General features: G+C 62.6%; 14 protein-coding genes. 6 read left to right on the plus strand and 8 right to left on the minus strand.

Annotated features, from left to right (window positions below; genetic code table 11):
- The 3 genes from IF204_RS13000 to IF204_RS13010 are packed head-to-tail and all read right to left on the minus strand — an operon-like array spanning nt 1 to nt 4,023.
- Entirely contained in the window at nt 1-1,020 is a 1,020-nt protein-coding gene (locus IF204_RS13000; protein ID WP_194097537.1) for a lipocalin-like domain-containing protein, read from the minus strand.
- A complete protein-coding gene (locus IF204_RS13005) occupies nt 1,010-3,373 on the minus strand; it encodes an FtsX-like permease family protein (protein WP_194097538.1) in 2,364 nt (787 codons plus the stop codon). Before IF204_RS13005 ends, IF204_RS13000 begins: the two co-directional genes overlap by 11 nt.
- Nucleotides 3,370-4,023, minus strand: a complete 654-nt coding sequence (locus IF204_RS13010) for an ABC transporter ATP-binding protein (RefSeq protein WP_322743285.1) — start codon at nt 4,021-4,023, stop codon at nt 3,370-3,372. The genes IF204_RS13005 and IF204_RS13010 overlap by 4 nt, the downstream gene beginning before the upstream one ends.
- Before the next feature lie 292 nt (nt 4,024-4,315).
- On the opposite strand from IF204_RS13010, the gene IF204_RS13015 reads away from it, so the two are divergent.
- Nucleotides 4,316-5,491, plus strand: a complete 1,176-nt coding sequence (locus IF204_RS13015) for an acetyl-CoA C-acyltransferase family protein (protein WP_194097539.1) — start codon at nt 4,316-4,318, stop codon at nt 5,489-5,491.
- Here the strand turns inward: IF204_RS13015 and pbpC are convergent.
- From pbpC to IF204_RS13040, 5 genes are all read right to left on the minus strand, one after another.
- Nucleotides 5,488-7,512 (minus strand): penicillin-binding protein 1C, encoded by a 2,025-nt coding sequence (gene pbpC / locus IF204_RS13020; RefSeq protein ID WP_322743286.1) that lies wholly within the window; start codon nt 7,510-7,512, stop codon nt 5,488-5,490. The genes IF204_RS13015 and pbpC overlap by 4 nt on opposite strands.
- Nucleotides 7,509-12,941 carry an alpha-2-macroglobulin family protein gene (locus IF204_RS13025; RefSeq protein WP_194097540.1) on the minus strand — a complete coding sequence of 1,811 codons (5,433 nt, stop codon included), beginning with the start codon at nt 12,939-12,941 and terminating at the stop codon, nt 7,509-7,511. The genes pbpC and IF204_RS13025 overlap by 4 nt, the downstream gene beginning before the upstream one ends.
- Before the next feature lie 87 nt (nt 12,942-13,028).
- Nucleotides 13,029-13,802: a peroxide stress protein YaaA gene (yaaA, locus tag IF204_RS13030; RefSeq protein ID WP_194097541.1), complete on the minus strand. Its 774-nt coding sequence runs from the start codon at nt 13,800-13,802 to the stop codon at nt 13,029-13,031.
- 7 nt (nt 13,803-13,809) lie between these two features.
- Complete coding sequence (recQ, locus tag IF204_RS13035) at nt 13,810-15,846, minus strand: DNA helicase RecQ (protein ID WP_194097542.1); 2,037 nt, start codon at nt 15,844-15,846, stop codon at nt 13,810-13,812.
- 135 nt (nt 15,847-15,981) lie between these two features.
- Nucleotides 15,982-16,269, minus strand: coding sequence for a YggT family protein (locus tag IF204_RS13040; RefSeq protein ID WP_167638648.1), 288 nt, complete (start codon nt 16,267-16,269; stop codon nt 15,982-15,984).
- 127 nt (nt 16,270-16,396) lie between these two features.
- Here IF204_RS13040 and IF204_RS13045 point away from each other — a divergent pair, with 127 nt between their 5' ends.
- From IF204_RS13045 to arfB, 5 genes are all read left to right on the plus strand, one after another.
- Nucleotides 16,397-16,930, plus strand: a complete 534-nt coding sequence (locus IF204_RS13045; RefSeq protein WP_194097543.1) for an acyl-CoA thioesterase — start codon at nt 16,397-16,399, stop codon at nt 16,928-16,930.
- 79 nt (nt 16,931-17,009) lie between these two features.
- On the plus strand, nt 17,010-18,386 hold the full coding sequence (locus tag IF204_RS13050; RefSeq protein ID WP_194097544.1) for an MFS transporter: 1,377 nt from the start codon (nt 17,010-17,012) through the stop codon (nt 18,384-18,386).
- Nucleotides 18,365-19,276 (plus strand): penicillin-insensitive murein endopeptidase, encoded by a 912-nt coding sequence (mepA, locus tag IF204_RS13055; protein WP_194097545.1) that lies wholly within the window; start codon nt 18,365-18,367, stop codon nt 19,274-19,276. The genes IF204_RS13050 and mepA overlap by 22 nt, the downstream gene beginning before the upstream one ends.
- A 3-nt stretch (nt 19,277-19,279) precedes the next feature.
- Nucleotides 19,280-20,119 carry an esterase-like activity of phytase family protein gene (locus IF204_RS13060; protein WP_194097546.1) on the plus strand — a complete coding sequence of 280 codons (840 nt, stop codon included), beginning with the start codon at nt 19,280-19,282 and terminating at the stop codon, nt 20,117-20,119.
- Nucleotides 20,120-20,603: 484 nt separating this feature from the next.
- Nucleotides 20,604-21,017, plus strand: a complete 414-nt coding sequence (arfB, locus tag IF204_RS13065) for an alternative ribosome rescue aminoacyl-tRNA hydrolase ArfB (RefSeq protein WP_194097547.1) — start codon at nt 20,604-20,606, stop codon at nt 21,015-21,017.
- The last annotated feature ends 350 nt before the right edge of the window (nt 21,018-21,367 follow it).

Raw genomic sequence — 21,367 nt, forward strand, 5'->3', positions numbered from 1 at the left:
TTATTCGTAGCCCGTCATTTCCAGATAACCCCGCCCCGTATGGGTACCCGTCACAGTGACAGGGCCCTCCCAATACTGGGTCGTCAGCGGCATCCATGAATCCGGATTAATAGCGGATACAGTGACATCCAAGCCCCGCTCAGGCAACTGGACTTGCCACCGGACGGGCACCTCCGGACCGCTCGTCGGACTGTTTTCAAGCGGCTCAGCCATAAAGGCACCGTCGGCAAAAGCTGTCGTCCTGCCATCCGCATCGATCCAAGTGGCAGAGGTGTAGGTATCGGTCCCTCGCAGGCGGAACCCCATCAGCTTGTCACCGTCGTCGAAGGACAGCGAGAACCAGTCCCAGCCGCTCTGATCCTCGGCAAGCGGCTGGGACGACCATTCGCGATCGAGCCACGCGTTGCCGGTGACGTGGATCTCTTCGTTGCCGATGGTAAGGGTTCCGTCGACCTCAAGAAACGGCTGGGAGTAGTAATAGGACGCCTGCCCGCCCGCCGATTTGACGGAGTAACCATCTTCCCCGTGAAACACGAGCGGCCCCGTTTCGCTCAGCGACAGGTCGTAGCGCCAATCGGTGCCCGAGGCGGTCATGTGGCTGAAGTCCAGTTCCCAGTCGTCGATCCATGCGGAAAGCTCCTGATCCAACGCTCCCGCCTGTCCGATCCCGCCGCGCCCGAACCGCTCGGCCGTGTAGTGCGCATCCTCGGTCGTTAGCGCCGCGTGACCCATCCAGACCTGCGGGGAATCCCACCCCTCCGCCTCCTCTGGGGCGAGGGCGCTTCGGAACAACGTCCACTGCACGCCGTATTCCGCACCGTCATCGCCCGTCAGGTTCGCGGTCACATACCACCACTCGATCCGGTACTCGGGGTGCGCGCCGTGATCGGTCGGAAAGTTGAATGTGTTGCCCCTCTGAGGAAGCGCAAAACCGTCCGCATCAGAGCCTAATCCAGCGAAACCTTGGCCAAACGCCGCAAACGGCCAGAGCAGGAGAAAGGCGAGCAATCTAGCGTTCATTGGCGAAAACCTTCAGCAAATGGCTCGTCGGGGTGCGCCCGAGTTTCAGCGCAGGCCACAGCGCTGCCGCCCCCGCAGCGATCAGCGCCTGCACGAGCAGGAACACGTAACTCGACGGGAAAACGAACATCGGTAGCCGCCAACCGAAAGCGGCCACGTTGACCACGGCCAGCAGCACCCACGCCAGCGCCAGCCCCAGCGGAAGCGCAAAAACGAACGTCCACGCGGTCAGCATGACGGTCCGCAGGATCTCCAGCCGTTCCAACCGCCCGCGCGTCAGGCCCAGTGCCCAAAGCGGCGCAAGCTGCGGGATGCGCATCCCCGACAGGGTTAGAAGGCTCATCAGGATCGCGAAACCCGCCACCCCTAGGGTTAGCCAGTTCAGCGCACCCGTGACCGTAAACGTGCGCTCGAAGATATCGAGCGAGTAGGCCTTGATCCCCGCCTGATTGATAACATTCGCCTCGGGCAGACCGTAATCGTTCACAAGCTGATCGGTCAGCGCGCCCACGTCATCTGGCGGGATGCGCACCCCGTATCGCAGCGCCTGACTGTCGGGGTAGAGCCCTTTGAACGCCCCGCGCCCGATGATCACCTGCCCGATGGGATTGCCGTAATCGCCGTAAATACCGACGACCGGCAGCGTGATCCCCGGTAGCTCCAGCATATCGCCGAGCTGAAGATCGCCCCGATACGAAAGCTGTTCGTTAATCGCCACACCGTCACCCGCCTGCACGACATCCCACATCTGCGGGATCTGGCTGAGGAACCGCCAGTTGTCGCGGTAGGTGCGGTCATCAATCGGGCCGTAGAGTTCGGCGGGCAGGCCGTTCGCCTCAACGTCGATCTGCTCGATCGGCAGAACGGACTCCACCTTGCCCGTGAGGAAGCGCTCCAGCGCAACGGCGTCCTCTTCATCGCGAGCGGTCACGTAAAGCTCCGCCGCGAGCCGCTGGTCGAGGAAACCGACAAAGGTCTGCCGGAACGAAGACACCATCGTGGACACGCCGATATTCGCAGCCATCGCCAGAAGCAGCGCCGCGAGCGCGAGCGACAGGCCCGGCAACTGCTGGCGCGTATCGGCCCAGAACCACTCCGACAACGGCCCCTTGGCAAGCCGTTGACCGAGCGCAAGCGCAGCGTTCAGCACCATCGGCAACAGCAGCGCCGCGCCTAGCAGCAACGTGCCTAGCAAAGCAAAACCAGTTACTAATCCGTCGGCAATCACAGCAAACACGCCCGCCGACGCCAGCATGACCAGACCCGCTCCAGTCTGGATCATCCGCCCGCGTCCCGCCTGCATCGACCACGCGCGCGGCTGTGCGCCAGCCAGCAACGGCATCCGCGACAGCTTCCACAAGGCAGAGGCAGAGGCCGCCATCCCGCCGAGCAGCGCGATGCCCAGCCCTGACAGCCACCACACCGGTCTGATCGCCAGCGTGCCCCCGACATCCGCGCCATAAAGCCCTTGCAATGTCGCCGCCACGTCGGGCAGCAAAGCCGCCGCGATGAAGTATCCGAGCACTACGCCAATCACTCCACCGAGCAGCGAAAGCACCGCCATCTCGGTCGCCATGATCGCGATCACGGTCTTCAACGGCACGCCCAGCGCTCGCAGAGTTCGCACTAACGGCCTGCGCTGTTCGAACGCCAGACCCACGGCGCCGTTGACGATAAATATACCTACGACGAACGACAGAAACCCGAAGGCGGTGAGGTTGAGGTGGAAACTATCCGTCAGCCGCCCGATGTCCGAGCCACCTTGCGGCGTCTGCAAGCTGAGGCCCTGAACAATGCTCTCCAAGGGCGGTTGACCGCGCGGCTGGTCCGGCAGGACCAGCAGCCGCGAAATGCCTTCGACTCCGAGCAGATCAGAGACGAGGCCGATGTCACCAATCGCGGTATTCGGCGCAAGCTCGGGCATTTCGACCGTCGTCACGCCGTCCACAGACACGCCCGAGGCCACCCACAGCGTCGGCTCACTCGGCAATTCCGCCTCAATCGACAGTGCCGACGTTCCGATCCCCTGCGGCGCGGTCAGTGGCTCGACCCCGATCAGCCGCACGCCGTCCAATCGCCCCTCGACCACTGGGGACACCAGCCAACCCGCGCGGCGCAGCGCCACGTAGTCCTCGACCGAAATCGGCAATCCGCTGTTGGCGGTAATCTGCGCGTACTGCCCTTCGCCCAGCGTCGCGGCGGCGGCATCGTAGCTCGCCCGCGCTTCGGCGTTGATCGCCTGCACACCGGACCACAGCGCCGTCGCCAGCGCCAATCCGGCCAGCAGCGTGAAAAACTGGAGCCAGTTGCGCCGCCAGTAAGAAGGCAGCGCGATGAGGGCCTGCCGCCTCACGCGACCTGTCCCGCCCGAAGATGCAGACGCCGATCCAGCATCGCGGCCAGCGCGCTCGAGTGGGTCACCATGAGCAGCGCCGCCCCCGTCTCGCTGACAAGCTCCAGCATCAGTGCGATCACCTGCACAGCGGTTTCCTCGTCAAGGTTGCCCGTCGGTTCGTCCGCCAACACGAGCGCGGGCCTCGCCGCCAGCGTCCGCGCAATCGCGACGCGTTGTTGTTGGCCGCCCGAAAGCTGCTCGGGATATTTCCCAAGCTGCTCCGTCAGCCCGATCCGGTCCGCGAGTCGCTGACACCAATCGGCATCGTATTTCCCCGCCAGCCGCGCATGGAATGCGATATTCGCCTCGACCGTCAGCGAGGGTATCAGGTTGAACTGCTGGAAGATGACGCCGACCACATCGCGGCGCAGATGGGCGCGTCCCGCCTCGTCGAGTTGCCCGACATTCGTCTCACCGACAAACACGTCACCCGCATCGACCACATCCAGCCCCGCAGCCAGATGGAGCAGCGTGCTCTTCCCGCTACCGGACTCGCCCGTGAGCGCCAAAGTCTCACCGCCAGCGAGGTCCAAAGAGACACCTTTGAGCACCTGAACGGTCTGGCCCGCGCTCACGTAACTCTTTTGCAGGTCGCGAATTTTTAGCACATCGGCCTCCGGCAATCAGGGTTGCTGCAAAACTAGCACCCCCTGCCGGACAGTCTATGACCTGTCAGGGGTTTGCCGTCGCAAGACAGGCCGCCATCGCCAGAAACAGCAGCGTCAGCCCGTAGAAAGCATTACGCAGTGGCTCCTCCTTCGGATCGTTCATCCAGTCTTCGGCCATGGACGCGAGCTTGAGGGGGATGTCCGAGTTACGGTTCGTGCGCTCGGTGACGGGACGTTCCGCTTCTCTGCCTTGTTCGTGCGCAATATCCTCTCGCTCAACAGGAGGACCCTCATGAGCGATATCGTAATTCTGTCCGGCGCACGCACGGCCATCGGTACTTTCGGCGGAAGCCTCGCGCAGACGCCGCCGATCGAACTGGGCACCGTCGCCGCGAAGGCCGCCATCGAACGCGCTGGAATTGAGCCTGATCGGATCGGCAGCACTGTCTTCGGCCACATCATCAACACCGAGCCGCGCGACATGTACCTCAGCCGCGTCGTCGCGATGCAGGCAGGCGTTCCGCAAGAGACGCCCGCGATGAACGTGAACCGCCTCTGCGGGTCCGGCGTTCAGGCGATTGTCTCGGCGGTTCAGGGCCTGATGCTGGGCGACGCGGACTTCGCACTCGCTGGCGGAGCCGAGAATATGACCCGCTCGCCCTATATCCTCCCCGATGCGCGGTGGGGCGCGAAGATGGGCGATGTCCGCGCGCTCGACATGATGCTCGGTGCGCTGAACTGCCCCTTCGGCACCGACCACATGGGTGTCACCGCCGAAAACGTCGCCGCCCGCTACGGCCTGACCCGCGATGATCAGGACGCCTTCGCGCTCGAAAGCCAGAAGCGCGCAGCAGCCGCGATTGAGGCGGGCCACTTCGACAGCCAGATCGTGCCCGTGGAAGTGAAGGTCAAACGTGACACGGTCGCCTTTGCCCGCGACGAACACCCCAAGGCGACGGACGCCGCCGGCCTCGCCAAACTGCGCCCCGCGTTCCAGAAGGACGGCACCGTCACCGCTGGCAACGCGAGCGGCATCAATGACGGCGCTGCCGCGCTGGTTCTGGCCCGCGCCGATGCGGCAGAGGCGGCTGGTTTCACGCCGAAATTCCGCGTGGTCGGCTATGCACACGCTGGCGTCGATCCGACCGTGATGGGCCTCGGCCCGATCCCTGCCGTACGTAACCTGCTCAAGCGCACCCGCCTCAGCATCGCAGACTTCGACGTGATTGAATCGAACGAAGCTTTCGCGTCCCAAGCCCTCGCCGTGTCCAAGGAATTGGACCTCGACCCCGCCAAGGTCAACCCGAACGGCGGCGCAATCGCCCTCGGCCATCCGGTCGGTGCGTCGGGCGCGATCATCACGGTCAAAGCGATGTACGAGCTTGAGCGCACGGGCAAACGCCTCGGCCTCGTCACCATGTGCATCGGCGGCGGTCAGGGCATCGCGCTGGCAATTGAAAGGCTCTAACGCAGCTCGATTTCGGTGCGGGCCGACTGGCCCGCGCTGTCGATCACGGTCAGCGTCTGAAAGCCCAAACCGAGGTCGAATTGCATCTCCCGCTCGCGGGAGGTCAGCACCACATCGCCGTTCGCCAGCCACGTGAACGGCGGCGCGCCTTCGTTGACACGGGCAAAGACAGAGCGCCCTTCGACTATCGCTCCGGACGGCGGGAATGCGAACTCCGGCCCCGTTTCGAGCACGACCTCACCGCGCGGGCGGAACCGTTGCAGCGGCCTCGGCAGATCGGACGTCCCGACGATCAAAGTCGCCTCGGGTGGCGCCGGAATAGGGTCTATTTCGGCCTTCACGCGCTCGAACGCCTCGAACATCACAGGCGCGGCGAGTTCTCCACCAAAGGCCCCCGACACGGGCGTTCCGTCCGCGCGGCCCATCCAGACGCCGACTACATGCCGCCCGTCGAACCCGACCGCCCACGCGTCGCGGTGGCCGTAGCTGGTCCCCGTTTTGTAGGCGATGCCCTCGGACAGATAGCCGGCAGGGCGCGGCACTTCGCGCAGAATGTCGGCCAGTTCCCACGCTGCGACCTCGCCCATGATCCGGCGCGGCGCGAAGCCTTCGGTGGGGCTGGCAAAGTGGCGCAGGTCGACCTGCGTCCCGCCATGCGCGATGCTGGCATAGACCCGCATCAAATCCTCCAGCGACACACCCAGACCGCCCAGCGCAATCGCGAGGCCGGGCTTGCCGCCGGGAATGTCGGGCTGCACGCCGGTGCGCCTCAGCCCCCAGACAAGGTGCTGCGGTCCCATACTATCGAGCAGAGACACCACGGGGATGTTCAGCGACAGTTGCAGCGCGGTCCGCACCCGCAGTTCACCGCGATACATGCCATCGAAATTCCGCGGTGCGTAGCCGTCGAAATCGACGGGGCGGTCGGCGATCAGCGTCTCGGGATGGACCATGCCCTGATCAAACGCGAGGCCGTAGATCAGCGGTTTCAGCGTCGAGCCTGGCGAGCGAACCGCCTGCGTGAGGTCGACAAAACCCGCCGACTGGTTCGCCTCGTAGCTCGCCGACCCGACCGAGGCGAGCACCTCGCCCGCCGTGTGGTCGGCCACCATGATCGCCACCTGCACGCGGTCGCTCCGGCTCCTCACGGTTTCAGAGGCGAGGCGCTCCAGCCGCCGCTGCATATCGCCGTCGATCGTCAGCCAATAGCGCTGCGCGGAACCGTCTGTCACACGATCCGCGAGGTGGGGCGCAAGCGCGGGGAAATCCTGTCTTTCGCTTGGAATAGGCTCTGTTTGGGCAGCTGCGAAGGTATCTGTGTCCGCCACCTCCTGCCCCAGCATCCTTTCCAATACCCGCTCCCGCGCGGCTTCGGCATTCTGCGGATTCCGGTCCGGCCTGCGCACCTCGGGCGACTGGGGCAAAGCCACCAACAACGCTGCCTCAGCGGTCGTCAAACGAAGTGGCGGCTTCCCGAAATAGGCCAAAGACGCCGCGCGGACGCCTTCCAGATTGCCCCCAAAAGGCGCGCGGTTGAGGTAGAGCGTCAGGATCTGCTCTTTGTCCAGAACGCGCTCCAACGCCAGCGCAACGCGCACCTGTCGCAGCTTGCCTTGCCACGACCCAGTCCCGCTATCCTCCAGCAGACGCGCGACCTGCATCGTGATCGTCGACCCGCCGGAGACGATCTCTCCGCTCGTCACCGCCTGCCCTACCGCGCGCGCCACAGCGATCCAGTCAACGCCGTGATGGCGCATGAACCGCTGGTCCTCGTAGGCGATGAGCATGGCCATGTAATCGGGGTCCACGTCCTCGATTGCCGCCTCCAACCGCCAGCGCCCATCCGCGACCGTGTATGCCCGCAGCAGATCGCCGTCGCGGTCCAGCACCTCGACCGAGGTTTCGGCCATCAGGCTCGGCAGCTCGGTCGTGTCGATCCAGTGATCAAGCGCAGCGCGGCCCTCGGCAAAGGCCAGAAGCCCCGCCGAAAGGCAGATCAGCGCTGCGCCAACCCGTTTCACTCGATGACCGTGACAGTGCCCGCATCGCTCCACGCGCGGTGGTCAGGACGGTACATATCCTCGACGCTCGCGGCGGGATGATGGTACGCGCCGGGGGTCGTCGCACGGACGATGTAGGCCAAAGTGAACGGATCGTCAGAGCGCCAATCGACCGCTGCAAGGAAGCGGTCGGCGAGGAACTGCGACGACTCCGCATCGACCGACTCCAGCCAGTTCAGGTTTGCAATCGCACCGCCGCTGACAAGGTTCGGATTGTCGATCTCGAAACCGGCGGGCAGCGGATCGTTGACCATGAGGCGGCCTTCCTGATCGCCCAGCGGATCGACCCGAACGACAGCCACGAGGCGCTCTCCGGCAGCAACAGGCTCGGTCAGGTCAACCGCGTTGCCGTCCAGATCATAGTACGCACGGCTGATCGCATAGGCTTTGCCGCCTGCAGGCTCCGGCTGCTCTGGCACGCCATAGGTTGTGACCGTCAGCGCGGTGCCTTCATCGCCATTGTTCGCGACGAGCACAGGATTCGCGGCGTCGCCCTCCAGCATACGCACCAGCGGGCCGTCGGGCACCTCGCCATTCAAAGTGATCCCTGCATCGGCAAAGCTGTTGGTCAGCGCGTTGGCGGCAAGCAGGGTCCAGACGGCCTCTTGCGTCGAGGCACGCTCGCCTACGCCGACCAGTCGCGACACCATCGCATCCGCGTTCACCGCATTGCTATTCGCTTCGCTCGCGAGGGTCAGCACTGCAGCGGTGTCGCGGCGATAGGTGCCGTAGTCGCTCCGCCACGTATTCGGCTCTGTTCCGGCATCACGCGCGACGATCCGGTCTTCGGCCATGTGGAACAGACGGTCAGCGCGCTGCTGCTCGCCGTAGCTCGCCAGCGCCGCCCCAAGCTGGGCGAGCGCGAGTGGAGAGCCGAAATCGGCTGCTTTCTGGTCCGCGTAGTAGCGCAGATCACCGACGGGCGCGGCGTTCTCGCGAGCCAGCACGTAGAGCGCATAGGCCAGATCAGTCGCACCGCTATCGAAGTCGGGATAGTAGTTCACAGCATTCCGCAGATTATCGACGGCACTCTCGAACGCGCGGTCGGGCACGTCGTAACCAAGCTCCCGCGCACGACTGAGGAAGTCGGTCACGTAAGCATCCAGCCACAGATCGCCCGACGACGGGTTCCAGAGGCCGAAGGCGCCGTTGCTGTCCTGATTGCCCAGCACCTCGGTGATCGCCTGTCCGATCCGTTCGTCCAGATCGTCAGCCGTATCCAGCCCCATCACATTCGCCAACGCGCCCATATAGAGCAGCGGCATGGCGCGGGACGTGATCTGCTCGGTGCAGCCGTAGGGGTACTGATCAAGCGCCAGCAGCAGACCCGGCGCATCGAGGCGCGCGAGCGCACCGACCGACAGGGTCGCCTCGCCCGTGCCATCCATCAGACCGTCAAAGACAGAGCGGTCGAACAGGAAGGTATCACCCGCCGCGAGCGTCATCCGCGACTGGCGGACGATAGCGGGATCGTTGACCTCGACGGGGAGGGAAATGACCTTGTCCAGAGTCTCTCCGTCAGGTGTCGTAAGGGTGAAAGTCACATGGTGCAGCCCGACCTCTTCGGCAAAAACAGGCAGTGTTAGGGTCACATTTCCGCCTTCGGGCAGGTTGACCGAAGACGGAATGGCGCTGGCGTCGATGACCACGCCATCCGCACTCACCGCCACGCCCAACTCGCCTGCAGGACCGTCGGTATGCGTGATCTCCATCAAGATGCGCGAGGTATCTTCGGGTGCCATAAAGCGGGGTGCGGAGACCGTCAGGACGACCGGATCGCGGACGATCACGTCCTGCGACGCTTCGCCGACGCCGGTGTCGGACCACGCGACTGCCATGACTTTGACCGTGCCGTTGAAGGCAGGCAGATCGAAGCTCACATGCGCCTTGCCATCCGCGCCAACCTCAACAGGGCCGGAGAAGTAAGCGACCAGTTCTTCAGTCGGTGGCGGCGCTTCCATCCCCATCGGAGAGATCCCGTCACCACCAGAGCGCACATTGCCGAGGCTACCATTCAGCCCGTCGATCAGGTCGCCGTAGATGTCCCGCAGTTCAATACCGAGGCGGCGCTGGCCGAAGTAGTACGCGGTCGGCTCGGGCGCTTTGAAATTGGTAAGGTTGAGTATGCCGACATCGACGGCGGCAACGGTCACCCACGCCTCGTCCCCTTCGATCAGACCGTCCACATCGACAGTGATGTCCATTGGGCCGCGCGGGCGCATCTGCTCAGGTAGGTCCAGCGACACCGCAAGTTCCCGATCTCCGGGCGCGATGGCGGCGTAGGCAAGGCCCATGCTGCGCGCGGGATTATGTCCGGCGGCCACGTCCATTGGACGGATGACCGAGGCGGTGACGTAGGCCCCCGCCCCCCATTCGTCAGTGACGCTCAGCGGGATCAGGTTTTCTCCCTCGCTCACCTCGACGGTTTCCATGTGGATCACGTGGTTCGACAGGACGCTGACCAGCGCGGTGCCGGCGTAGCGCGGCACGATGCGCAGGGTCGCGGTGTCGCCCACAGCGTAATCCTCAGCGTCCAGCGACACGTCCAGCACGTCGGGCGTTTTCTGGCTGTCGGCGGGCACGTACCAGCCCGCATAGTAGCTGACCGAGGACGCGATCTCCGCGTCTTCGCTGCTCTCCACGACCAGCTCATATTCGCCCCACGTCGTCGGCGCCTCGACCGACACCGCGCCGTTGCCGAGCGTGATGCGGCCCGAGGCCACCCGTTCGCGCGTGGTCACGAGGTTCCAATCCCAGCGACCGTCGATCGAATACCACTGATAGCGGTTTGTCAGGCGATTGACGGTCCAGTCGGCCTCCATCGCGGTTTCCTGAAGGTCGGAGCCAACGCCCACGACCTCGAACGAAGCGGTCGCGTTCTCGGCCACGTCACCGTCAAAGAGCGGCTTAATCCCGATGAGGTTCTCGCCAGACAGCACCGTCGCTGTCGCGCGGCGCTCCACCGGACGTCCGGAGCCTTCAACCAGACGCACATTCAGCGCCATCGACAGCGGACGGGTCACGCGTTCGTAGATCGGCAGGTCCAGTTCCACCATCGTGAAGCCGTCATCGCCTGTTGCATCGCCGTAGACATAGCCGGTGCGGGTGTCGAAACGCTCATTGTAGCGACCGAACTTGTAGCCCGCCCAACCCGCGACCGAGGTTTGCGCGCTCAGGATCGCTTCGCCCTCGACAACGAGGCCCGCAGCAGGCGCACCGAACAGGTAGCTCGCGGTGACAGGCACGTCGGCGATGTCATCGAGGTTGATGATCTCCGGCAGGTCGATGTCGAAGTCGATCCGCTCGGGCAGGAAATCCTCGACCAGCACGCGGGCACTCGCCAAAGGCGCTGCATCAGTGTCTGCTTTGACCTCCAGACGCCACGCGCCGCGCGGCGCAGTTCCGGCAATCGGCAGATCATAGACGTAGCCGCCCGAGTGGTCCTCGGTCAGCGTGGCGCGGCTGTATTCGACGCCATCCGGACGGCGCAGGATCGCCGTCAGCGGCACACCGGTCAGTGCGGTCACGTCTTCATCCCGCAGCAGCGCGGTCGCGTGGATTGTCTCTCCCGCACGATAAGCACCGCGGTCCGTAGTCAGGAACACATCAAGGGGTCCGGCAGGCTCGCGCCCTTCAACACCGCGGTCGGACAGATCGAACGCGGGACCGTCGAGCGACAGGAATGCCATGTCGGCGTCATTGCGAACAGTTACTAATGCAGGCGCAGATGTACCAGTACCGCGCGTCAGTCCCGCGTCGAACTTGGCCACACCCATCGCATCAGCCGTCGCAGTGCCGAGCTCAGCGTTCCCGACGGACACCAGCTGCACCTCTGCCCCTTCAAGAGCGCTGCTGTCGGCCAGCGAACGGGTCACAACGGTCAGGCCATCGGACCCGAGCATCGTTGAAATGCCAATGTCAGAGAGGATGAACCATTGCGTCGCGGGCGGTTCCCATTCGGTATCGGTGCCAGGAACAGTGGCGGTCAGCAGGTAGACACCGGCGGGCTGATCACCCAGCGCCGCTGACAGCGGAATACGGCTAAGACTGTCGGCGTTCAGATCGCCCGACACCTCGACCGTGCCGTCCCAGACATCGGTCAGCACAGTGTCGTCGAGGTACTCGTCGTTCCACGGATAGACCGGCTGGCCGAAGGTGCGCTCCTGCATCATTTGCCGCAAGTTGCGGTCGCTCATCCGGCGCAGGCGGAGGTCGACCTCATTCAAGTTCACCGTCTCGATCGGGATCGCGACGTCACCCAGACGCGGCAGCACATAGGCGTTCGACATGAACCGGACAGAGGCGGAACGGTCGCGCACATAGAGCGCCAGTTCCGTGTTCCGCGCGAGCGTTTCGCCGGACTCCGCTGGCATCCCTTCGCGCAAGGTGAAGGTATACCGCTGCCCATGCTCGGCACCGTCGAGGCAGAGGCGATCATCGCTCACCTCGACCGTCATCGCCTGATCGGGCAGCTGCACGAACGGCGCATAGTCGACACCGGTCTTCACGAGCGGTTCGTTGAAAATCGCGCAAATGCGGGGCGTCTCGCTGTCGCTCTCAACCTCGGTATCGACCACGCGGAAGCCGTATTTGTTGATGGCGTCCTCAAGCATCGCCTCGACCTGGCGGTCGGGCGACACCTCCATCGCGAGGCGGAGCGCAGGGATCATCTGGCGACCACGATCCTTCATTTCGAAGGCTTGCGCGAGAGAAACCAGCGCACGGCGGCGGTCCACGTTCGACGAGGCGCGGAGGTAAGCGTTCATTGCCGCAAGGTCGGCGCGGCGCTTGATATCCAGATCGTCCCCGCGTGCGTCCTGCTGTATCCGACGTGCGGCAAAGGCGTAGGCGAGCCACGTATCGACGTCCTCAGCGATGGACAGGGCAGCGCCGTAATTTCGCGCCGCCGTCACATAGTCGCCCTCACCAGCCGCCTTCTGTGCCGCTCCGAGCAGTGCATCACGGTCGAAGCCGTTCGCAACATGGTATTTACCAATATCACGCGACAGGGTCCGCGCCTGACCCAGCAAGCTGTCGCTGACGAACGGCATCAGATCCTGCGCACGCATTGCGCCCAGCGCCTGCGCCGCATCGGTGGTGTCACGGATGTAGGCGGAATTGGCTCCCGCAAAATACTGTGCCTCCAGATCGCCCGCCTTGAGGAAACAAGCGGCCGATCGTTGGTTGAACGTGAACGCCTCGCAGGATGTATCGGACAGACAGGAAGATTCGCAGACTTGCAGCGTCGTGTCTCGGATCGACTGGATATCACCGCCGGGCAGATCGTTGTTCAGGGTGTATTCAAGCCGCCTCTCGGGAATGAAGCTTTGATCCTGAGCGAGTACCGGCGTCGCTGCCAACACGGCAGCCGCAATCCACATGATGCGCATGTCTGTTCCTCCATGACCCAAGATCAGGCTGACACAGGCTCTGCGAGTCCCGCAACAAGGGACTGGAAATGCTCCGCGCGGAAATCCTTACCCTTCTGGATAAGCCCTTGTGAACGCGAGGTTATCGCCTTCACTCATTTCCTCGTTATAGGCGTAACCGCCCAAGTTGAACGCCTTCAAATCCCCGATGTCGAGGGGACGGTTTTCCATGACGAAACGCGCCATCGCACCGCGTGCGCGCTTGGCAAAGAAACTCACCATCTGCGGCTTGTCGTTCTTGATCTCGTAGAACTGCGGCGTCACGACACGCAGCTTCAGCGCCCTGGTTTGCGCCGCGCCAAAGTATTCCTGACTAGCGCAATTCACTAGAATATCAGTGTCTATTTCGGCGGCTTGCGCGTTCAGCGCCTTCGCAATCTGGTCGCCCCAATAGTCATAGAGGTTCTTACCGCGGCGCGTTTTCAGACGGCTCCCCATCTCCAGACGGTACGGCTGCATCGCGTCCAAGGGGCGCAGCACACCGTAGAGGCCCGAGAGAATACGCAGATGGTCCTGCGCATAGCGGATGGCATCTTCGGACATCGTTTTGGCTTCGAGCCCTTTGTATGTGTCACCATCGAATGCATAGATCGCGGGCTTGACCTTGTCGGCAGCGGGCTCCGCCTCGAACGCCTTGAAGCGGTCGCGGTTCAGCTTGGCGAGGTTATCCGACAGGCTCATCAGCCCCTTCAGATCGCCCAGCGTCAGGTTCCGCATCGTTTTGGCCAGACGCACGGCATCGACCTGAAACGCAGGCTCGGTCGGGGTGACGTCAACGGGATCGAAATCCAGCGATTTTGCGGGGGAAACGACGACTAGCATTTTGTCCTCACGAGGCTTCCTGCAACACGTCGAGGAACGCAGCGCCAAATCGTTCGGCATAGCGCTCACCCAGCAAACGCTGCAGGGCGTTCATATCATTCGGCCGCGACTGGGCCACTTTCGCCAGTAAGGACGCAGAGCAGCTCATCGGCTTGCCAGTCCCATCCTCGCCACGTTGCAGATCGGCCTGAGCCGCCAGCAGACGATCATAAAGATCACCTTCGGACCGCCCCGCCATCTTGCGCCGTGCAGGGTGTACGTGCTCCACCTCGCCCGCGATCACAGAAAGAAACGCATCACCGTAGCTTTGCAGTTTCTTGGCACCAACACCGCTGATCTTCGCCATTGCGTCCAACGTCATAGGCCGCTGCTGCGCCATCTCGATCAGCGTAGAATCGTTGAAAATAATGTAAGCTGGAACGCCCGCCGCTTCCGCCAACCCGCGACGCTTGGCCTTGAGCGCAGACATCAGCGGCGCGTCTTCCTCGCTCACCAGCATCTTGATTTTGTTGCCCGATTTCGCCGCCTTGATCGTATCGCGGCGCAGGCGGATGCTTTCTTCGTCGCGCAGGATCGGCCTCGCGCGCTCGGTCATCCGCAGCCCGCCGTGACGTTCCGGATCGGGCCGCAGCAAATCGTGCCCCATCATCTGACGGAAAATCGCCTGCCATTCGCGGCGGCTGTATTCCTTGCCCACCCCGAAGGTCGGCAGCTGGTCGTGCCCCCGCTCGCGGATCTTGTCGAGGTCACTGCCCAGCAGGATCTCGATCAGATGCCCCGCGCCGTAGCTCTCACCCGTACGCAGCGCCGCCGACAGCGCCATCCGCACCGGAGTCGTCCCGTCAAACACATCGGCAGGCTTGTCGCAGAGGTCGCAATGGCCGCACGGCTCCGACTGCTCCCCGAAATACCCCAGCAAGGTCTGACGGCGGCAATCCAGCGCCTCGCACAGCCCGAGCAATGCGTTCAGACGCGCATGATCCGCCATCCGCCGCTCGGGCGGCGCAAGTCCCTCATCGATTTGCTGGCGGCGATAGCGGATGTCGTCCGGCCCAAACAGAGTCAGCGTCTCCGCAGGCGCGCCGTCACGCCCTGCACGTCCGATTTCCTGATAATAGGCCTCTATCGACTTGGGCAGATCGGCATGAGCGACCCAGCGGATATCCGGCTTGTCGATGCCCATGCCAAAAGCCACCGTCGCCACAACGATCAGCCCGTCCTCACGCTGAAACCGCGCCTCGACCTCGCGCCGGTCGTCAGCCTCCATCCCGCCGTGGTAGTGGCAGGCCAGATGCCCCGCCTCGCCCAGCGCTTTGGCCAGCCCTTCGGTCTTCGCCCGCGTGCCGCAGTAAACGATGCCGGACTGCCCCTTGCGCGCATCGGCAAAGTTCAGAATCTGCTTGCGCGGCTGATCCTTCACCGCAAACGCCAGATGGATGTTTGGACGGTCAAAACCACGCAGGAAAGTCTGCGGCTGCTCCGACCCGAACAGCTTCTCAACGATCTCGACCTGCGTCTCTGCATCAGCCGTCGCAGTGAACGCGGCCAACGGCACATCCAGCGCCCGGCGCAACTCCCCGATCCGCAAATAGTCAGGTCGGAAATCATGGCCCCATTGACTCACGCAATGCGCCTCGTCCACGGCGATCAGCGACACACCCACGCGGCGTAGCATCTGCGGAATTCCGCCTGACGCCAGACGCTCCGGCGCCATGTAAAGCAGCTTCAGCCGCCCCTCTTCGAGCGCCTGCCAAACCGCGTCGGTCTCTTCCTGCGTATTGCCTGATGTCAGCGCACCCGCTTCGACCCCCGCTTCGCGCAGCCCCCGCACCTGATCGCGCATCAACGCAATGAGCGGAGAGATGACGACCGTCACCCCGTCACGCACCAGCGCAGGCAATTGATAACACAGGGATTTACCGCCGCCCGTGGGCATAATCGCAAGCGTATTCCGCCCCGCAACCACAGCCTCGACGATCTCTTCCTGCCCGGGGCGGAAGCCGTCGAATCCGAATACGTCGCGCAAATATGCTGCCGCGGTCATTGGTGTCCTAGAAGTCTGCTCGTTTGCGCAAAAGAATCACAGCAAACAGAGCGGAGCAACCCCGCCCTGCCTTTGTGCTTCAAATATCCCGGGGTGAATTGGCCGCAGGCCAAGAGGGGCAGCGCCCCTCCCCGATCACATAAACGCGTAGTAGTTGTTCATCAGGATGATGCGGATCGCCTCAAGCGCGAGAAGCGCCACGATCGGCGACAAATCCAGACCTCCCAGGTTCGGCAGGATGCGGCGGATCGGATTATACAGCGGATCCAGAATACGCTGGAGGCCGTACCAGATCTGCGCCACGATCGGCTGGCGGATGTTCAGCACTTGCAGGCTGATGAGCCAGCTCATGATGAAGTGGGCAAAGATGATGAATCGGGCGACGCCAATCAGCATCAGGAGGATTTGGAAAACCGAAGCCATGCGATGTCCTTTCGTTGGCTCTCAGGTAATGCCACAGCGCCCCTGACACAAGTCCGTGCCCTCACGTTACAATTGACGTTGTGTCACACGGGCGTATTCCGGTCCCATAGAACCGGAAAATTTGCGCATGTATCCCTTTGTCCGCCTCATCTGGCAAACTTTCAAACACCGGAATGACGGCCCTGTCGCTTTCGGTGATGTCTACACGACCCATCACTATTGTCTGCCGTGGGACCTCGATCTCTGGGTCGAGTTGAACAACGGCCGCACGCTGACGCTCTATGATATGGGGCGTATCCCGCTGGGCCACGCCTCGGGGCTGACCGCCGCGCTCCGCCGCCGCAAGTGGGGCCTGACGGTCGCAGGCTCCTGTCCGCGCTATCGTCGCCGTATCCGCATGATGGAAAAGATCGAGATGCGCTCCCGTGCGCTCGGTTGGGACGACAAGTTCATCTATATCGAGCAGAGCATGTGGAAGAACGGCGAGTGCGCCAACCACGTTCTGATCCGCTCCGCCGTCACCAGCCATAAGGGTATCGTGCCGCCATCCGAGGTCGCCAAAGAGATGGGAATAGACCCTGTTTCGCCGCAGATGCCTGATTGGGTTCACGCTTGGATCGCCGCCGAGGGACAGCGCCCCTGGCCGCCCATGTCGGAATAAAAACTACCCTAGGGTCATCTCGAAACTTGCCAGTCTCCTGTTCTTGCTGCTCTAAGAAGGCCAAGAACAGGGATGAACCATGACGACCGCCAAGAAACGCATCTGGGGCTGGATGACCTTTGACTGGGCACAGCAACCTTTCTACACGCTCGGCCTTACCTTTATTTTCGGACCATACTTCGCCGCCGTCGCGGCCGACTGGTTCATGGCGCAAGGCCATCTATCGCCGCAGGCGGATGCCCAGTCGCTCTGGTCCGCGGGCCAGACGGTCGCCGGTCTAATCATCGCCATTTCCGCGCCGTTCCTCGGCGCGTGGGCCGACCTTTCTGGGCGCAAAGTCCCGTGGATCGCGTTTTTCTCTATCATCTATTTCATCGCGACTTGGATGATGTGGGGCCTTCTGCCGGACGGCACGAACCTGATCCTCGTGCTGATCGTATTCTACGTCGGCTTCATCGCGTCCGAGTCCTCGCTGAACTTCGTCAATGCGATCCTTCCGTCGCTCGGCAATGACCGCGAGGTCGGCAAGATTTCCGGCTCCGGTGCCGCGTTCGGCTACTGGGGCGGCCTTGTTGCGCTGATTATCGTTCTCACGCTGTTCGAAGACGGTGCGGGCCAGACGATCCTCGGACTTCAGCCTGCCTTCGGCCTGCTTGACCCCGCAACCAATGAAGGCACCCGCGCTGTCGGGCCGTTTATCGCGCTTTGGTACGCGATCTTCATGATCCCGTTCTTCCTCTGGGTCCGCGATGACCGCAGCACGCCCAAAGGCCGCGTGAACCCGTCGCTCGTGACCAAAGAACTCGTCCGCTCGGTCAAATCCATCAGCCAGAGCAAGAGCCTGAGCTACTTCCTGATCGGTTCGATGCTGTACCGCGACGCGTTGAACGCGCTCTATGCATTCGGCGGTGTCTACGCGAAGCTCGTGCTCGGCTGGGAGACGATGCAGATCGGCGTCTTCGGTATTCTCGGCGTTATTACCGCAGCAGTTGTAACTTGGCTCGGCGGTCTGGCTGATAAGCGATTTGGCCCGAAGCCGGTGATCTATTCCGCCGTAATCGCGCTGATCTTCGTGTCGACCATCATCGTCAGCATGTCCCGCGAACGCATTGGCCCCATCACGCTGGCCGAAGGTTCGTCGCTTCCCGATATCCTGTTCTACATCTGCGGCGCTGTGATCGGCGGCGCTGGCGGTGCGCTCTATGCGGCCTCCCGTTCATTGATGGTGCGTCACACGAACCCCGAACGTCCTGCCGAGGCTTTCGGCCTCTTTGCTCTGACCGGCAAGGCAACGGCATTCCTCGCTCCGATGCTGATCGGCATCACAACCTATGTGACAGGCAGTAATCAGCTTGGTTTCATACCTGTGATCATCCTTTTCCTCATTGGTCTGGTAATGCTACGCTCAGTTAACAAAAACGGAGATCGGGCAGCATGGGGTACAAGTTTGGATTGATTGCACTGGCGCTGACGGCGCTTGTTGCATGTAAGTCGGAGAACGGCGCGCCGCCGACGCGCGCCGCTGTTTCTACACAGACGATCGACGACCCGCGCGTCGCAAAGCAGGTGTTCGGCCACATCGACGCGCCTAACGCAGGCGCGTCGCAGGCCATCGGCTCCTATGCGCGCGGCTGTTCCAGCGGCGCTGTCGAGCTGGCTGAAAACGGCCCGACGTGGCAGGCGATGCGCCTCAGCCGCAACCGCAATTGGGGTCAACCGGAGCTTGTCGACTTCGTGCAGGACCTCAGCGCCTATGCCGCGACCCTGCCGGGGTGGGAAGGGCTCTATGTCGGTGACATGAGCCAGCCGCGCGGTGGTCCGATGCTGACGGGTCACGCGAGCCACCAGATCGGCCTCGATGCTGATATCTGGCTGCGCGCACCTGATCGCCTGAACCTGACCGTCACCGAGCGCGAAAACATCTCCTCCACCCGTATGGACCGCACCAGCGGCGCCTACACCAACGACAGTTGGACCCCGCAACACGAGGCGCTTCTGCGCCGCGCTGCTTCCGATCCCCGAGTGGCCCGCATCTTCATCTTCCCTGGTGCGAAGGTAGAGATGTGCAAAAACGCGACGGGAGACCGCTCGTGGCTCAACAAAATCCGTCCGTGGTGGGGTCACAACTATCACTTCCACGTCCGCCTGAATTGCCAGCCGGGTGATCCGAGCTGCGTCCCGCAGGATCCGCCGCCCGCAGGTGACGGTTGCGCCGATGCGCAGGTCTGGGTGGACAACATCCTGAACCCGCCGCCCCCGACCAGCGGCGGCGGTGGCGGCACCCCGAGTGGCCCGCTTCTGATGGAGCAGCTTCCCGCCACCTGTCAGGCTGTAGCTGCGAATTAAACGATGCGATTTTTGCCTTTGCTGCTGGCCCTTTGGGCCAGCGCTTCCCATGCCGACGCGCGCCTGTCGTCCGAGATCACCCTACCCATGGGGATCAAGGGCGGCCTGTCCGCAATCGAGGTTCAGAACAGCGGCAACTCCGCCGTCGTCCTGTCCGACCGCGGGGTGATCCTGACGCTTGATCTGGTGCGTGAAAACGGCGTCCTGAAGGGCGTCCGCAACACTGGGCAAGCCGATCTTCACAACCCGCAGGGACGTGTCTTGCAACGCCCTGCCTACGATTCCGAGGGGCTTTCCATCACTCCCGATGGCCGTCTGATCGTCAGTTTCGAATCCGCGCCACGCGTCTGGTCCTACACCGATCCCGCCGGTCCTGCCGCGCCCTATGCCCGTAATCCGGCCTTTGCGGACCTCCAGCCGAACTCCGGCCTCGAGGCTTTGGCGACCGGCCCTGACGGTACGATCTACACCGTTCCCGAACGTTCCGGCCGTTATGACCGCCCCTTCCGCGTCTACCGCTACCGCAATGATTGGGACGTAGCCTTTGAAATCCCGCGTCGCGGCAAGTTCCTCGTCACGGGTGCCGACATCGGCCCCGATGGCCTTTTTTATCTACTCGAACGCGATTTCGTCGGCCTCGGTTTCAAAACCAGAGTCCGCCGTTTCGACATGAATGGTGGGGCGGAGGAGACGTTGATCGAGACCACCACCGGAACGCATTCGAACCTTGAAGGGATCTCTGTCTGGGAGGACGATCAGGGGCGGATCAGGCTCACGATGGTGTCGGACAACAACGAAAATCTGTTCATCGGGACCTATATCACCGAATATATCCTCGATTGAGGCAGCCCCTGTATTGCTTGCCTACAGCCTGTGCGACCGGCGAACTCCTCCGCAAAATTTGTGAAAACTGTTACAACCAGTAGCGATTTTTATTTTGACATATACGACATCTGTGCCACCCTTGAGATACAGGCGAAACTCATTGAAAGGAGGTGATCCAGTGTCGAGAAAGGTATTGGAGAAAGTGGTCGGGACAACTTGGGGGGCGGTAGTCTAAGGCAGCCCTTAGACGGCTCAAACCTCAGGTGGGACAGCCTAACCGGCCCACCTCCTGGACTTTCGAAGGGTCGCCGATCGCCTCGGCGGCCCTTTTAATTCGCACCCGAACGGGCCGGTCCGCACCCTTTTGACGGGAATAAAGGGTGCGCAATCCGGCGCGGCAAAGGCGGAAAACCGGACCGATTTTGCCCGCAAACGCGCGAAAAGGGTGCGGGATGCCCACTTCGCACTAGTTTCAGGGCAGAAAAGGGTGCGATTGGAACTTATGTTAAAAGTGAATGACCAGATCACCATTCAGGACTGGGAACTGACCGAGCAATTCGTCCGCTCGTCCGGCCCCGGCGGTCAGAATGTGAACAAAGTCTCAACGGCTGTCGAACTACGCTTCGAGGCCGAACGCAGCCCCTCGCTCCCCGATCCGGTCAAGCGCCGCCTGAAGCGCATCGCGGGCAGCAAGTGGACGCAGGACGGCGCGCTGATCCTGTTCGTGCAAGACACCCGCAGCCAGCCCCGCAACCGAGAGATCGCCCGCGAACGGCTCGCCGAAATGATCCTCAAAGCCACCCACGTCCCCAAACGCCGCATCGCCACCAAACCTACCAAGGGATCGGTACGCAGACGTCTGGACGAGAAGAAGAAGCGTGGGGAGGTTAAGGCGCTCAGGGGGAAGGTGGAGTAGATCGGCTCCTACTCAAAATTGAATGTTTTTGTTTTGTTCCTGCCACAATATATGGTAGAATGGAGAAAGAATCAGACAACCCTAGTGGAGTAAAAAGTGAAATCAGGTGAGAAAGCCACCAAGAGTGGCCAATACGAAATAGTCGGCCCAAGAGGCGGCAAAACTGGTGAGGAGCGGACCGTAACTAAAGGTGAACCGTTTCCACCGACGCCAAAGGCAGGTCAAAAATATAACTTGGTTGATGCCACAAAGCACAAGGGCAAAAAATGAGCAGCGATAAGAGTCAGTCTGGAAACACTACCAATAAAGGTCCCCAGTCTTCGTCCATCTCGATACATAGTCTGCAGCCA

It is taken from the genome of Marivivens aquimaris, from assembly GCF_015220045.1.
In the GTDB taxonomy this organism is placed as follows: Bacteria; Pseudomonadota; Alphaproteobacteria; order Rhodobacterales; family Rhodobacteraceae; genus Marivivens; species Marivivens aquimaris.